The following is a 16,080-nucleotide window of genomic DNA, read 5'->3' on the forward strand; positions in this document are numbered from 1 at the left end:
CCAGATCAGTTTCCGGAGAAAAGAAGATGTTGCAAGCCTACGTTGACCATGTTGCCGAACGCGCCGCGCTCGGTATCCCGCCGCTGCCCCTGAGCGCGAAGCAGACCTCTGAAGCGATCGAGCTCCTCAAGAGCGCTACGCCCAAGGATGGCGCCTTCCTGCTGGACCTGCTCACCTACCGCGTGCCTGCCGGCGTCGACGACGCTGCCAAGGTCAAGGCGAGCTACCTCGCGGCCGTGGCCCACGGCACCGAGAAGAGCGAGTTCATTTCGCGCGCCCGCGCCACCGAACTGCTCGGCACCATGCTCGGCGGCTACAACATCAGCCCCCTGATCGACCTGCTCGACGACGCCGAAGTCGGCGCCGTCGCGGCAGAAGGCCTGAAGAAAACCCTGCTGATGTTCGACCAGTTCCACGACGTCAAGGAAAAGGCCGACAAGGGCAACGCCAACGCCAAGGGCGTGCTGCAGAGCTGGGCCGATGCCGAGTGGTTCACCAGCCGTCCCGAAGTGCCGCAGAGCCTGACCATCACGGTCTTCAAGGTTCCCGGCGAAACCAACACCGACGACCTCTCGCCCGCGCCCGACGCCACCACGCGTCCCGACATTCCGATGCACGCGCTGGCCATGCTCAAGAACAAGCGTGAAGGCACCGCGTTCCAGCCCGAGGAAGACGGCAAGCGCGGCCCGGTCAAGTTCATCGAGTCGCTGAAGGAAAAGGGCAACCAGGTCGCCTACGTGGGCGACGTGGTCGGCACGGGCTCCAGCCGCAAGTCGGCCACCAACTCGGTGCTGTGGTTCACCGGCGAAGACATCCCCTTCATCCCCAATAAGCGCTTCGGCGGCGTGTGCCTGGGCTCGAAGATCGCCCCGATCTTCTACAACACCATGGAAGACGCGGGCGCGCTGCCCATCGAGCTCGACGTGAGCCAGATGGACACCGGCGACGTCGTCGAGTTGCGCCCCTACGAAGGCAAGGCGCTGAAGGACGGCAAGGTCATCGCCGAGTTCAAGGTCAAGAGCGAAGTGCTGTTCGACGAAGTGCGCGCCGGCGGCCGCATTCCGCTGATCATCGGCCGCGGCCTGACGGCCAAGGCGCGCGAGGCGCTGGGCCTGCCGGCTTCGACGCTGTTCCGCCTGCCGCAAAGCCCTGTCGACACCAAGAAGGGCTTCTCGCTGGCGCAGAAGATGGTCGGCCGCGCCTGCGGCCTGCCCGAAGGCCAGGGCGTGCGCCCGGGCACGTACTGCGAACCCAAGATGACCTCGGTCGGCTCTCAGGACACCACCGGCCCGATGACGCGCGACGAGCTGAAGGACCTGGCTTGCCTGGGGTTCTCGGCCGACCTCGTGATGCAGTCGTTCTGCCACACCGCCGCCTATCCGAAGAAGGTGGACGTGAAGATGCACCACGAGCTGCCCGACTTCATCAGCACCCGCGGCGGCGTCTCGCTGCGCCCGGGCGACGGCGTGATCCACTCGTGGCTCAACCGCCTGCTGACGCCCGACACCGTGGGCACTGGCGGCGACAGCCACACCCGCTTCCCCATCGGCATCAGCTTCCCGGCCGGCTCGGGCCTCGTGGCCTTCGCCGCCGCCACCGGCGTGATGCCGCTGGACATGCCTGAATCGGTGCTCGTGCGCTTCAAGGGCAAGATGCAGCCCGGCGTGACGCTGCGTGACCTGGTCAATGCCATTCCGCTGTACGCCATCAAGTCCGGCCTGCTGACGGTCGAGAAGAAGGGCAAGAAGAACATCTTCTCCGGCCGCATCCTCGAAATCGAGGGCCTGCCCGACCTGAAGGTGGAACAGGCCTTCGAGCTGAGCGACGCCTCGGCCGAACGCTCGGCCGCCGGCTGCACGGTGCACCTGAACAAGGAACCGATCCAGGAGTACATCAACAGCAACATCACGCTGATGAAGTGGATGATTGCCGAAGGCTACGCCGACGCTCGCACGCTGCAACGCCGCATCGCTGCGCAGGAAGCCTGGCTCAAGGATCCGCAGCTGCTCAAGGGCGACGACGACGCCGAATACGCTGCCGTCATCGAGATCGACCTGGCCGACATCCACGAGCCCATCGTGGCCTGCCCGAACGACCCCGACGACGTGAAGACGCTGTCGGACGTGGCCGGTGCCAAGATCGACGAAGTGTTCATCGGCTCGTGCATGACCAACATCGGCCACTTCCGCGCGGCGTCGAAGCTGCTCGAGGGCAAGCGCGACATCCCGGTCAAGCTGTGGATCGCGCCGCCGACCAAGATGGACGCGCAGCAGCTCACCGAGGAAGGCCACTACGGCGTGTTCGGCAATGCCGGTGCCCGCACCGAAATGCCGGGCTGCTCGCTGTGCATGGGCAACCAGGCTCAGGTGCGCGAAGGCGCCACCGTCATGTCGACCAGCACCCGCAACTTCCCGAACCGCCTGGGCAAGAACACCAACGTGTACCTGGGCTCGGCGGAGCTGGCATCGATCTGCTCGAAGCTCGGCCGCATCCCGACGCGCGAGGAGTACATGGCCGACATCGGTGTGATCAACAGCAACGGCGACAAGATCTACCAGTACCTGAACTTCGACAAGATCGAGGACTACAAGGGCGTGGCGGATACGGTCGCGGCCTGATCTGGTCCTTCAGGCGATCCACGGGTCGCCTGAATGAAACAAGCCCCGCTTCGGCGGGGCTTTTTCTTTTTCTCTTTTCTTCTCTCAGATCGGCGGCTGGTTGGGCTGTAGGTGTTCCCGGCCCGCGAGCACCATCTCCGCGCCGGCCGGACCGCCGACCGCATGCGGCAGCGCAGTCAGCAGCGAGTTCGCGAAGTCGCCACGGTAGAGCTTGGCGCCCTGGTGCGTCAGGTTGGAGTTGGCGTCGATGTAGATCGACTCGCCCAGCCCCGTCCACAGGCGGCAGAAGCCGTAGTCTTCCGACAGGTAGCGGCGCGTCTGGGGATCGACCATGACGTCGAAGAAGCGGTAGTGCAGGCCGAGATCGGCCTCGCCGATGCTGTCGGGCACGTAGTTGAAGTCGGGGTAGCTCGCCATGAGCCGCTCGAATACGCTGCGCTTGATCACCATGAAGCCGGTCGGCGCCTCGGTCATCTTCATGAAGCCGTCGGGCTGCACCTCGAGCTCGACCCGCGAGGTGGTTTCGGAAGCCTTGGCGTTGACCGTGTAGCGCGTGAAGGTGGACTCGAACTGCTGCTGCGTCGTGCCCTCGGCCACTCCGCCCTCGGGCCAGTTCTCCCGCTTCAGCGGATAGACGCCCGCCGCCACGTCGTAGCCCGACAGCAGCAGCCGGAAGGCCGCTTGTGCCGAGAAGCCGATGTCTGCGTCGATCCAGAACAGGTGCGTCCACTGCGGATTGCCGAGGAACTGGGCCACGCAGTTGTTCCGCGCGCGCGTCACGAGGCTCTCGCCCTGGTGCGTGAGCACCTGCAGCCGCATGCCGGCACGCTCGGCCTGGACTGTGAAGTTCAGCATCGAGGTGAGGTAGTTCAGGAAGACCTTGCCGTCGTGGCTCGGCGTGACGATCACGGGGAAGATCTGCCGGAGTTCGGATGGGTCGAGCATGTAGGGTTCCGTGGGCCTATCGGGCGGGGCGCTGCATCAGGCCGAGCAGCAGGTTGTCGTAGACCTCGGTGGCCGCGGCGTTGCCAGGGAGGTAGCGGTCGATCAGCGTGCGCTGGCGCGCGCGGTAGTTTGCCGCGTCGGCATCGTGCGTGTCGATGGCCTCGAGCACGCGGGCGCTGCCCGCGGCCACGTCGTTGCCCTGGTAGTAGTAGCCGAGGTCCGCGCACAGGTGCGCGTTGTGCACCAGCGGGTAGCCCTGCCAGCAGGTCTCCAGGTAGAAGTAGTTCAGCGGGTTCTCCCACTGGTGCGAGACCACGATGTCGGTGTTCTGCGCCAGAAACACGGGCGTTTCGTGCCGGCCCAGGAACACCGCCTTGTGCTCGCGGACCAGGTCGAGCTGGTTCATCAGAGTGATGAACTCCATGTTCTCCCTGGCCAGCCGCTCGGCATTGGTGACCTGCAGCAGCGCGATGGCCTCGGACCGCGACCGATACGCCAGCTCGGCGATCAGCACCGGGTAGAGGCAGAACTTCACCACGTTGATGTTCGGCTCCATCACGCTGAGCCGGCGTGCTCCGGGATGCGGCTGGTAGACGCCGCCGTCGGGCAGGCCGCGCGTGCGCTCGTCGAGGAACACCGGGCTCCACACGAAGGGCACGGCGCGAGCCTCGGCCCGACGCAGCACCTCGAAGTAGGGCTGGCTGATGTTGGCCACCTGCGGAACCATCCAGATGTCGTCGTAGCGCTGGTTCACGAACAGGTTCTGTCCCCACAGCGGCTTGCCGAAGAGCATCGCCTCCATGGCGTGCACGTATTCGAAACCGCAGCAGTACGACACCAGGCGCGCGCCGCGGCGCTTCAGGTAGTCGGTCTGCGCCGCGTCGATCTGGCCGCCAAGCTCGATCAGCACGTCCACGCTGTCCTTGGCCGCCTCGAAGGTCACCGTGGGCCAGCGCACCTGGTCCCAGGGCAGGGCAGGGGTTATGGGGATGGCCGTCGTGTTAACGAGCACCACCGAAGCCACCGCCGGGCAGTGCTTCAGCGCTTCCGCCAGGAACACGGCGTTCTGCTTGATGCCGTTGTTCCAGAGCGTTTCGGCCTCGTGATGGAGGCCGATGGTGATTCCAATGCGAAGCCTGGATGCGTGGGGCATTGAATTGTTTCTTAAATGTTAATTAGGGCTGGTGGCTATTTTTACGTGAAAAAAATCACGGGATTTGATTTGTGGCGGCGTGATTAATTTCACGATTCTAAATAGCCCTGTGAACTTTTTGGCAAAAAACGAGCGCTGATATGACCCCAGGAAGAAGTCGGCCAGAAGGAGGCGAGATGGGTGAAGTTCGTCGCAGATGAGGTGGTTGAGTGGCCTGTTGGGTGTCAATTGGAACCTCGTTTCATGGTCTTCAGCTGATTTCAAGGTCCTCGATATCGGATGCTTTTTGAAATTTTTGTGAACTAAATCATCAGAGGTGATTTTGAAGATTGCTGCAGCGCACCTGAAATGTAAACAACTCCGTACATTCCAGCATTCCTGTAATTGAGTGCTGCCGAGACCGGCGCTCCAGCGATGGACCCTGTTGTGGGACGCATCGCATTTCATGTCGATACGAACCGAGTCCATCCAATCACCGCGAGCCGAATAGCAAATGAACAAGTCATACAGAAGCATCTGGAACGAATCCCTGGGAGCCTGGGTTGCAGCCTCGGAGATCACTTCTGCGCGCGGCAAGCGAAGCGGTTCGAGCGTGACTGCGGTGGCGGCGGCGATCGGCCTGGTGATTGCTTCCTTCGGCTTCGCTCCGCAGGCGGGGGCCACAGTGATCGGGCCGACGACGGGGTGCACGACCGGTAGCGGCACCGGGCCCGACGGCACGACCAGCTATGGGGCGACCGCCAATCCCATCGACGGTTCGGGTGTGTGGTCGAACGTTGCCGGCTGTTCCGCGAACGGCGGCAACTTCCTGGGCGTGACGCTGTTCGGCTCCTTCACCACCGCCCAGGGCGTGGGCGCCACGGCGGTCGGCATGGGGTCGGTGGCCAACAAGCTGGCCACTGCGCTGGGCCATCAGGCACAGGCCACGGGCATCACGAGCGTGGCGGTCGGTTTCAATGCCCGTGGTGTCGGTGACAACAGCGTGGCCATGGGCAATGCGGCCAGCGCGCAGGGCGTCAACGGGATCGCCATCGGCCTGAACGCCAATGCCGCCAGCGTCGGTTCCAGCAACCTGGCGATCGGCTGGGGCGCCAACGCGAGCGGCACGGCCGCCGCCCTGGGTGACTCGACCGCGGTCGGCACGAGCGCCAAGGCCACCGGCCAGGATTCGACCGCCGTCGGCGGCCAGACCACCGCCAGCGGCAAGAACACGCTGGCCATCGGCAACAACGGCACGGCGGCCACTGCGGACGGCGCGACGGCCTTCGGCGTGAGCGCGGCCGCGTCCGGCAAGAACTCCCTGGCGGCCGGCAACGGCACCGTGGCGTCGAACACGGGCTCGATCGCCATCGGCAGCAACCTGAGCGGCGTCGCCAATTCGGCGGCCGTCGACGGCATCGCGATCGGCGGTCAGTCGTCGGTCGTGGCCGCCGCCACCTCGGGCATCGCTGTCGGGCGCGGCGCGGTGGTCAACGGCGCCTTCGGCATCGCCCAGGGCGATGGCGTGACCAGCGGCGCCACGGGCCAGAACGTGGCGATCGGCTCCGGCGGCACCACCGCGAACAGCAGCACCGCCGCCGGCGGCGCCGTGGCGATCGGCCGCGGCCAGAAGGCCACCGGCAACGGCGCAGTGGCCATCGGCGATCCGAACACCTCCACCGGCACCGGCGCGGTCACGGTGGGTGCCGACAACACGGCCAACGGCACTGGCGCCATCGCGCTCGGCAACCTCAACAACGCGACCGGCAATGCGGCCGTCGCGCTCGGCAACGCTTCCAATGCAACTGCCGGCGGCGCCGTGGCAATCGGCAGCGCGGCGAACGCCTACGCCTCCGACGCAGTCGCCATCGGCACGGGCGCGCGCGCCAACACCTTCGGCACCGCCGTCGGCATCAGCTCCAACGCCTACGGCCTCAGTTCCTCGGCCTATGGCCAGGCGGCGAGCGCGCAGGGCCTGAACTCGACCGCCGTGGGCTTCAAGAGCACGGCATCGGGTGCGTCGAGCACCTCGTTCGGCGAAAGCTCCAACGCATCGGGTGACTTCTCGCTGGCCATGGGCAACAGCGCGAACGCCATCGGCACGAACAGCGTGGCCGCCGGCGCGGCAGCGCAAGCCAACCAGAGCTCGGGCACCGCCGTGGGTACCTTCGCACAGGCGACCGGCGCTTCGTCGACCGCCCTGGGCGCGGCCTCCAACGCGGTCGGCGACAGGAGCGTCGCGGTCGGCCGTTCCGCCGTGGCCAACAACACCGGCGGCGTCGCCGTCGGCAATCTCGCCAATGCCGTGGCCGCCAATGCCGTTGCCGTGGGCGTCACTTCCATCGCCACCGGCGCAGATTCGCTCGCGCTGGGCACCAACGCGCGTGCGGCGGCCGACGGCTCCATCGCCATCGGCAAGAACTCGGCGATCGGCTCCAGCACGGATGTCAACACGATCGCCATCGGCACGAACGCGAACAGCTGGGGCGGCAGCATCGCGCTGGGTACTGGCGCGTCGGCCGACCAGATCGGCGTCGCGGCCCAGAACGCCGGCATCGCCATCGGCGGCAACGCCACGACCGATGACCGGACGACCCGCAGCATCGCGATCGGCAATGGCGCGACGGTCAAGCCGCCAGGCGCGACGGTGGTCGATGCCGCGATCGCGCTGGGCGCCAATGCGACCGGCGCCGCGTCGAACACGGTGGCCATCGGTACGCTTGCGAACGCAACGTACGCCAACAGCGTCGCGATCGGCGCGGGCAGCGTGACCGGCGCGGCAGCGCCGACCGGCACGGGCTTCCTCACCGGCACCGCCGCGCCTGCGTCCGAAGTCTCGGTGGGCTCGTCTTCCGCCCTGCGGCGGATCACGAACGTGGCCGACGGCTCCGCCCTCCAGGACGCCGTGACCGTGGCTCAGCTGAGCACCGGCATGAGCACCACGGCCAGCAGCATCGGCAGCCTGTCGACCTCCACGTCGACCGGCCTGAGTACCGCCACCAGCCGCATCAACAGCCTCTCGACGGGCCTGAGCACCACGAACAGCAGCCTCGCGAGCCTGTCGACTTCCACCTCCACCGGCATCGGCAGCCTGTCGACGGGGCTGAGCACGACGAACAGCGCCGTCACCAGCCTCTCGACCTCCACCTCGACCGGCCTGAGCACGGCAACCAGCAGCATCGGCAGCCTGTCGACAGGCCTGAGCACGACCAACAGCAACGTCGCGAGCCTCTCGACCGGTCTCAGCACCTCGGCGAGCGGCATCGCCAGCCTGTCCTCGGGCCTGAGCACGACCAATAGCACCGTTGCGAGCCTGTCGACCTCCACCTCGACGGGCATCAACAGCCTGTCGACCGGCCTGAGCACGACCAACAGTGCCGTTGCCAGCCTGTCGTCTTCCACGTCGACCGGCATCACCAGCCTTTCCACTGGCCTGAGCACCGCGACGAGCAGCATCGGCAGCCTGTCCACCGGTCTGAGCACGACCAACAGCAGCGTCGCCAGCTTGTCGTCCTCCACGTCGACGGGCATCCGCAGCCTCTCGACCGGCCTGAGCACGACGAACAGTGCGGTCGCCAGCCTGTCGTCTTCCACGTCGACGGGCATCAGCAGCCTCTCGACCGGCCTGAGCACGACCAACAGCGCTGTCGCCAGCCTCTCGTCCTCCACGTCGACGGGCATCAGCAGCCTCTCGACCGGCCTGAGCACGACCAACAGTGCTGTCGCCAGCCTCTCGTCCTCCACGTCGACGGGCATCACGAGCCTCTCGACCGGCCTGAGCACCACCAACAGTGCCGTCGCTAGCCTGTCGTCCTCCACGTCGACCGGCATCACCAGCCTCTCGACGGGCCTGAGCACTGCGACTAGCAGCATCGGTAGCCTGTCGACCGGTCTCAGCACGACGAACAGTGCGGTCGCCAGCTTGTCGTCCTCCACGTCGACGGGCATCAGCAGCCTCTCGACCGGCCTGAGCACGACCAACAGCGCTGTCGCCAGCCTCTCATCCTCCACGTCGACGGGCATCAGCAGCCTCTCGACCGGCCTGAGCACGACCAACAGCGCTGTCGCCAGCCTCTCATCCTCCACGTCGACGGGCATCAGCAGCCTCTCGACCGGCCTGAGCACCACCAACAGTGCCGTCGCTAGCCTGTCGTCCTCCACGTCGACCAGCATCACCAGCCTCTCGACGGGGCTGAGCACCACCAATAGCGCGGTTGCCAGCCTTTCGACGTCGACCTCCACGGGCCTGAGCACTGCGACTAGCAGCATCGGTAGCCTGTCTACCGGCCTGAGCACGACGAACAGCGCCGTGGCCAGCCTGTCGTCTTCCACATCGACCGGTATCACCAGCCTCTCGACCGGGTTGAGCACGACGAACAGCGCCGTGGCCAGCCTGTCGTCTTCCACCTCGACCGGCATCAGCAGCCTGTCCACCGGCCTGAGCACCGCGACGAGCAGCATCGGCAGCTTGTCGACCGGCCTGAGCACAACGAACAGTGCCGTCGCCAGCCTGTCGTCTTCCACGTCGACCGGTATCAGCAGCCTGTCGACAGGTCTGAGCACCGCGACGAGCAGCATCGGCAGCTTGTCTACTGGCCTCAGCACGACCAACAGCGCTGTCGCCAGCCTGTCTAGCTCCACCTCGACCGGCATCAGCAGCTTGTCGACGGGCCTGAGCACTGCGACGAGCAGCATCGGCAGCCTGTCGACTGGCCTCAGCACGACCAATAGCGCCGTGGCCAGCCTGTCGTCTTCCACCTCGACGGGCATCAGCAGCCTGTCGACAGGTCTGAGCACGACGAACAGCGCTGTTGCAAGCCTGTCGACCTCCACCTCGACCGGCATCAGCAGCCTGTCCACCGGCCTGAGCACCGCGACCAGCAGCATTGGCAGCTTGTCTACCGGCCTGAGCACGACCAACAGCGCTGTCGCCAGCCTGTCGTCTTCCACCTCGACCGGCATCACCAGCCTCTCGACGGGCCTGAGCACCGCCACGAGCAGCATCGGTAGCCTCTCGACCGGCCTCAGCACGACGAACAGCGCCGTCGCCAGCCTGTCGTCCTCCACCTCGACCGGCATCAGCAGTCTCTCGACAGGTCTTAGCACCGCGACGAGCAGCATCGGCAGCTTGTCGACTGGCCTGAGCACGACGAACAGCGCTGTTGCAAGCCTGTCGACCTCCACCTCGACCGGAATCAGCAGCCTGTCCACCGGCCTGAGCACCGCAACCAGCGGCATCGGCAGCCTGTCGACCGGCCTGAGCACGACCAACAGCAACCTGAGCACCCTGAGCTCGTCGGTCAGCTCGATCTACAACACCGGCACGAAGTACTTCCACGCCAACAGCACCGGCGCGGACAGCCAGGCCATCGGCGCCAACAGCGTGGCCATCGGCCAGAACGCGATCGCCACCGGCGACAACAGCGTGGCGCTCGGCGCGGACTCCGCGGCCAGCCGCACCGCGGCGGCGATGACGAACTACGACGCCTTCGGCCTGACGAGCAAGCAGAGCGCTGCCGGCGAGGTGAACGTGGGCAACCGCGTGATCACGGGCGTGGCGCCCGGCACCGCGGACCAGGACGCGGTCAACGTGCTGCAGGTGAAGACGGTCACCGCTTCGCTGTCCAGCGGCCTGAGCACGACCAACAGCAGCGTCGCGAGCCTGTCGACCTCCACGTCGACCGGCCTGAGCACTGCCACCAGCAGCATCGGCAGCCTGTCCACCGGCCTGAGCACCACCAACAGCACCGTCGCCAGCCTTTCGACGAACCTCAGCTCCTCGACCAGCGCCATCAACAGCCTGTCCACGGGCCTGAGCACTGCCACCAGCAGCATCGCCAGCCTGTCGACCTCGACCTCCACGGGCCTGAGCACGGCGACGAGCAGCATCGGCAGCCTCTCGACCGGCCTGAGCACGACGAACAGCAACGTCGCCAGCCTGTCGACCTCCACGTCGACCGGCCTGAGCACCGCGACGAGCAGCATCGACAGCCTGTCCACCGGCCTCAGCACGACCAACAGCAACGTCGCGAGCCTTTCGACTTCCACGTCGACCGGCATCGGCAGCCTGTCGACGGGCTTGAGCACGACGAACAGCAATGTCGCGAGCCTGTCGACCTCCACGTCGACCGGCCTGAGCACGGCAACGAGCAGCATCGACAGCCTGTCCACGTCGACCTCGACGGGGCTGAGCACCGCCACCAGCAGCATCAACAGCCTGTCGACCGGTCTCAGCACCACGAACAGCAACGTTGCAAGCCTCTCGAGCTCCACGTCGACCGGCATCAGCAGCCTGTCGACTGGCCTGAGCACGACGAACAGCAGCGTGGCGAGCCTGTCGACGTCGACGTCCACGGGCCTGAGCACGGCGACGAGCAGCATCGACAGCCTGTCCACGTCGACCTCGACGGGCCTGAGCACGGCGACCAGCAGCATCAACAGCCTGTCGACCGGTCTCAGCACCACGAACAGCAACGTGGCCAGCCTCTCGACCTCCACGTCGACCGGCATCAGCAGCCTGTCCACCGGCCTGAGCACGACGAACAGCAGCGTGGCGAGCCTGTCGACCTCGACCTCCACGGGCCTGAGCACGGCGACGAGCAGCATCGACAGTCTGTCCACGTCGACCTCGACGGGCCTGAGCACCGCGACCAGCAGCATCAACAGCCTGTCGACCGGTCTCAGCACCACGAACAGCAACGTCGCCAGCCTGTCGACTTCCACGTCTACCGGCATCAGCAGCCTGTCCACTGGCCTGAGCACGACCAACAGCAACGTCGCGAGCCTGTCGACCGGCCTGAGCACGGCGACGAGCAGCATCGACAGCCTGTCCACGTCGACTTCGACGGGTCTGAGTACTGCCACCAGCAGCATCAACAGCCTGTCGACGGGCCTCAGCACCACGAACAGCAACGTCGCCAGCCTGTCGTCCTCCACCTCGACCGGCATCAGCAGCCTGTCGACGGGTCTCAGCACGACCAACAGCAGCGTGGCAAGCCTGTCGACTTCCACGTCGACCGGCATCAGCAGCCTGTCGACCGGCCTGAGCACGACGAACAGCAGCGTCGCCAGCCTGTCGACCTCGACGTCGACTGGCCTGAGCACGGCAACGAGCAGCATCGACAGCCTGTCCACGTCGACCTCGACGGGGCTGAGCACTGCCACCAGCAGCATCAACAGCCTGTCGACTTCCACCTCGACCGGCATCAGCAGCCTGTCCACCGGCCTGAGCACGACGAACAGCAGTGTCGCGAGCCTTTCGACGTCGACGTCCACGGGTCTGAGCACCGCGACGAGCAGCATCGACAGCCTCTCCACGTCGACTTCGACGGGCCTGAGCACGGCGACGAGCAGCATCAACAGCCTGTCGACCGGCCTCAGCACCACGAACAGCAACGTTGCCAGCCTGTCGACCTCCACCTCTACCAGCATCGGCAGCCTGTCGACGGGTCTCAGCACGGCCACGAGCAGCATCGAGAGCCTGTCCACGTCGACCTCGACCGGCCTGAGCACCGCGACCAGCAGCATCGGCAGCCTGTCGACGGGCCTCAGTACGACGAACAGCAATGTCGCCAGCCTCTCCACCGGCCTGAGCACGGTGTCGAGCACGGTCGACAGCCTGTCCACCGGCCTGAGCACCACGACGAGCAACATCGGCAGCCTGTCGACGGGCTTGAGCACGACCAACAGCAGCCTGGCGAGCCTGTCGACCTCGACGTCGACCGGCCTGAGCACGGCCACCAGCAGCATCGACAGCCTGTCCACGTCGACCTCGTCGGGCCTGAGCACCGCGACCAGCGGCATCAACAGCCTGTCGACGAGCCTGAGCAGCACGAACAGCAATATCGCGAGCCTGTCGACCTCCACGTCGAGCGGCCTGAGCACGGCGTTCAGCGGCATCGGCAGCCTCTCGACCGGCCTGAGCACGACCAACGTCAACCTCAACAGCCTGAGCACCTCGGTCAACAACATCTACAACACCGGCACCAAGTACTTCCACGCCAACTCGACGGCCGGCGACTCGGTGGCCAGCGGCCAGGAAGCCGTGGCGATCGGTCCGCAGTCGGTGGCCAGCGGCGCCAACTCCTTCGCCGCCGGCAACGGCGCGAAGGCGACGGCCGACGGCGCGGTGGCGGTGGGCTTCGGTGCACAGGCGACGGGCACCAACGCGATCGCCATCGGCACCGGGGCATTGGCCACGGGCTCGCAGGCCATCGGCGCCAATGCACGTGCCGGCGGCGGCGGCGTGGCCCTGGGCGACAACGCGGATGCCGGCGGCACCCCGCTGAGCCAGGCGCAGAACGTCTCCAAGGGCACGGCCATTGGCTTCGGGGCGGTGGTGCAGCAAAGTGGCGGCGTGGCGCTGGGCTCGGGCTCGGTGGCTTCCACCGCGGCGGGCGTGGCCGGCTACGTGCCGGGCAGCGCGACGGCGCAGGACCAGGCGGCCATCAGGGCGACCACCAGCACGCAGGCAGCGGTGTCGGTGGGCGACGCGGCCAACGGCCAGTTCCGCCAGATCACCGGCGTGGCGGCGGGCACGGCCGACAGCGACGCGACCAACGTGGCGCAGCTCAAGGCCGCGTCCGCGGCGGCGAAGGCCAGCAGCGTGCAGTACGCGACCAACCCCGACGGGTCGGTCAACTACAACCAGATCACGCTGGGCAACGGCCAGGCCCCGGGCGGCACGCGCATCAGCAACGTGGCGGCGGGCATCCTGCCGGGCGACGCGGTCAACGTGCAGCAACTCAACCAGGTGCAGGGCCAGGTCGGCGACGTGGCGCGCATCGCCTACTCGGGCACGGCCATGGCCTTCGCGATGTCGGGCACCTACCTGCCGACGCTGTACCCCGGCGAGAAGACCGTGGGCGTGGGCCTGGGCAGCTACAAGGGCTACAGCGCCGTGGCGCTGACCTTCAAGGCGCTGTCCGACGACGGCAAGATGTCCTGGGGCGCGGGCCTGACGACCACGGGCAAGGAATGGGGCATCAACGCCGGCATCGGCTGGAAGTGGAAATAAGCCACTGAAAGGCCAACGGCCAGCCCTCTAACGGGCGGCTCCCGCGCTTCACGGCGTGGGAGCCGTTCTTTTTGGTACACACTCCGCCTCATGCGCATCGGTATTTCAGTCCTTACCCATGCGGGGCAGAACATCTGGGAGAACGGAATGGGGCAGAACGTCCTGTTCCTGGCCCGGCTGCTGCAACGCATCGGCTTCGTCGAGTCCGTGACCCTCATCGACGCCGGAGACCAGCAGAACATGCCGCCCCAGGTCGACACGGCGGCCATGGGACTGGCCTTCGGACGCGCGCGCGAACTCACCGATTCGCTGGACGTGGTCATCGAGATGGCCGGCGCGCTCGACGTGCAGTGGCTCTCGTACTTCCGCGCATGCGGCGGCCGTGTGGCGTTCCATTGCGTGGGCCAGCCTTTCGCGGCGCTGGCCGAGCCGATCGTCTTCACCGACAAGGGCCACTTCAGCAGGCCCGACCGCTGCGACGAGGTGTGGCTGCTGCCGAAGGACGCGACCTTCGCGCCCATGATGCGCACCATGCACCGCTGCCCGGTGTTCGAGGTGCCTTACCTCTGGTCTGCGCAGTTCCTGGCCCAGCGCGTCGCCGAGGTCGAGGCCGCGGGCCACCGCTTCGGCTATGTGCCGCGCACGGCCGAACAGCCCGGCTTTCGCGTCGCGATCTTCGAGCCCAACATCTCGGTGGTGAAGTCCTGCAGCGTGCCCATGCTGATCTGCGACGGTGCCTATCGCGCAGACCCGTCGGCAGTGACCTCGATGCAGGTGCTCAACACGCTGCACCTGAAGGACCACCCGACCATGCTCTACCTGGCGAACTCGCTCGACATCGTGCGCCAGCACAAGGCGATCTTCCACGGCCGGCACGACTTCGCGGGCTTCATGGTGCAGTTCGCCGACGCCGTGGTCTCGCACCAGTGGCAGAACGACCAGAACTACAGCTACCTCGACGCGCTCTACGGCAACTACCCGCTGGTGCACAACTCGCCCTGGCTGCGCGACGCGGGCTACTACTACCCCGACTTCGACATCGCCGCCGGCGCGGCGCAGCTGCTGCAGGCCGTGCGCGGCCACGACCGGCAGCTCGACGACTACCGTGCCCGCTCCATGCGCGTCTTCGAGTCGCTCGATCCGCTGCATCCGGCGAACGTCGAGGGCTACGCGCAGCGCCTGCTGCACCTGGTGGGCGGCGACCCCGCGTTCCGCGCCGATGCAGCGAGGGCCGCCGCATGATGCCGGCGAAGCTCAAGGTCGGCGTCTCCATCTTCATCCGCAAGGGCGAGCAGAGCCTGTGGGAGAACGGCGTCTACCAGAACTGCCTGTTCCTCGTGATGCTGCTGCTGCGCTCGCCGCGCGTGGAAAGCGCGGTGCTCGTGGCCGGCGGCGGCGACGGCGGTCCGGCGGACGCCACCAGCTTCCTCGCCGATTCGCCGGTGCTCATCATCGACATGGCCACTGCCGGGCAGCAGCTCGACCTCATGATCGAGATGAGCGCCCAACTCGCCATGCCGTGGTCGACGGCCTTCCGCGAGCGCGGCGGCAAGATCGTCTCGATGCGCGTGGGCAACGACTACGTGATCGACATCGAGCGCATGATCTTCGACAAGCCGCACGGCCTGCTGATCTCGGGCGCGCCCTACGACGAGGTGTGGACGATTCCCGAGTACGAGGTGTCGTGCAAGCCCTATTTCGAGAGCACCTTCCGCGCGCCCGTGCGGCTCATGCCGCACCTGTGGAGCCCGATGGTGCTGGAGCGCGCCATGGCCCGCGCGCCGCAGAGCCCGCCCTTCGCCTACGAGCCAGGCCGCAAGCAATGGCGCGTGGCCATCTTCGAGCCCAACATCTGCATGGTGAAGACCAGCTTCATCCCCATGCTGGGCTGCGAGGCGGCGCATCGCGCGCAGCCGAGGCTCATCGAGAAGATGTGGGTCTTCAACAGCTTCCACCTGAAGGACAAGCCGCTGTTCGTGGGCTTCGCGCAGAGCCTGGACATCGTGCAGCATGGCCTGGCCACCTTCGAGGGGCGCTTTCCCGTCTACCAGGTGATGCCCGGCAAGATCGACGCCGTGTTCGCGCACCACTGGGAGAACGCGCAGAACTACGTCTACTACGAGGCGCTGTACGGAGGCTACCCGCTGATCCACAACTCGCACCTCATCGGCGACTGCGGCTACCGCTATCACGGCTTCGACTGCGAGGAGGGCGGCCTCGTGCTGCGGCGCGCCTTCGCCGAGCACGACGCCGACCTGCCTGCCTACCGCGAGCGCGCGCGCCGCTTCATCGCCACGCTCGACCCCGAGGGCGAGGAGAACGTGCGCGTCTACACCGCCGCCATCGAGAACCTTTACGCATGAGGACCG

The 16,080-nt window shown here is 66.7% G+C and carries 6 protein-coding genes; 4 read left to right on the top strand and 2 right to left on the bottom strand.

All coding sequences use genetic code 11. The features are described from left to right. Positions 1-26: 26 nt before the first annotated feature. A complete protein-coding gene (locus tag EJP69_RS12995) occupies positions 27-2,618 on the top strand; it encodes a bifunctional aconitate hydratase 2/2-methylisocitrate dehydratase (RefSeq protein WP_093198539.1) in 2,592 nt (863 codons plus the stop codon). Between the two features lie 84 nt (positions 2,619-2,702). On the opposite strand, the gene EJP69_RS13000 is transcribed toward EJP69_RS12995, so the two are convergent. Together EJP69_RS13000 and EJP69_RS13005 are read right to left on the bottom strand one after the other, a co-directional pair. Continuing rightward, positions 2,703-3,563, bottom strand: a complete 861-nt coding sequence (locus tag EJP69_RS13000) for a hypothetical protein (RefSeq protein ID WP_126470479.1) — start codon at positions 3,561-3,563, stop codon at positions 2,703-2,705. Positions 3,564-3,579: 16 nt separating this feature from the next. After that, positions 3,580-4,716, bottom strand: coding sequence for a DUF2827 domain-containing protein (locus EJP69_RS13005; RefSeq protein WP_126470481.1), 1,137 nt, complete (start codon positions 4,714-4,716; stop codon positions 3,580-3,582). Between the two features lie 493 nt (positions 4,717-5,209). Between EJP69_RS13005 and EJP69_RS13010 the strand changes: the two genes are divergently transcribed. From EJP69_RS13010 to EJP69_RS13020, 3 genes are all read left to right on the top strand, one after another. Continuing rightward, the gene (locus tag EJP69_RS13010) at positions 5,210-13,711 is read left to right on the top strand and encodes an ESPR-type extended signal peptide-containing protein (protein WP_126470483.1); all 8,502 of its coding nucleotides are present in this window, start codon (positions 5,210-5,212) and stop codon (positions 13,709-13,711) included. A gap of 90 nt (positions 13,712-13,801) precedes the next feature. Further along, positions 13,802-14,953, top strand: a complete 1,152-nt coding sequence (locus EJP69_RS13015) for a DUF2827 domain-containing protein (protein WP_126470485.1) — start codon at positions 13,802-13,804, stop codon at positions 14,951-14,953. Next, on the top strand, positions 14,950-16,074 hold the full coding sequence (locus tag EJP69_RS13020; RefSeq protein ID WP_126470486.1) for a DUF2827 domain-containing protein: 1,125 nt from the start codon (positions 14,950-14,952) through the stop codon (positions 16,072-16,074). The genes EJP69_RS13015 and EJP69_RS13020 overlap by 4 nt, the downstream gene beginning before the upstream one ends. The last annotated feature ends 6 nt before the right edge of the window (positions 16,075-16,080 follow it).

The sequence above is a fragment of the Variovorax gossypii genome (assembly GCF_003965815.1).
Classification (GTDB): Bacteria; Pseudomonadota; Gammaproteobacteria; order Burkholderiales; family Burkholderiaceae_C; genus Variovorax; species Variovorax gossypii.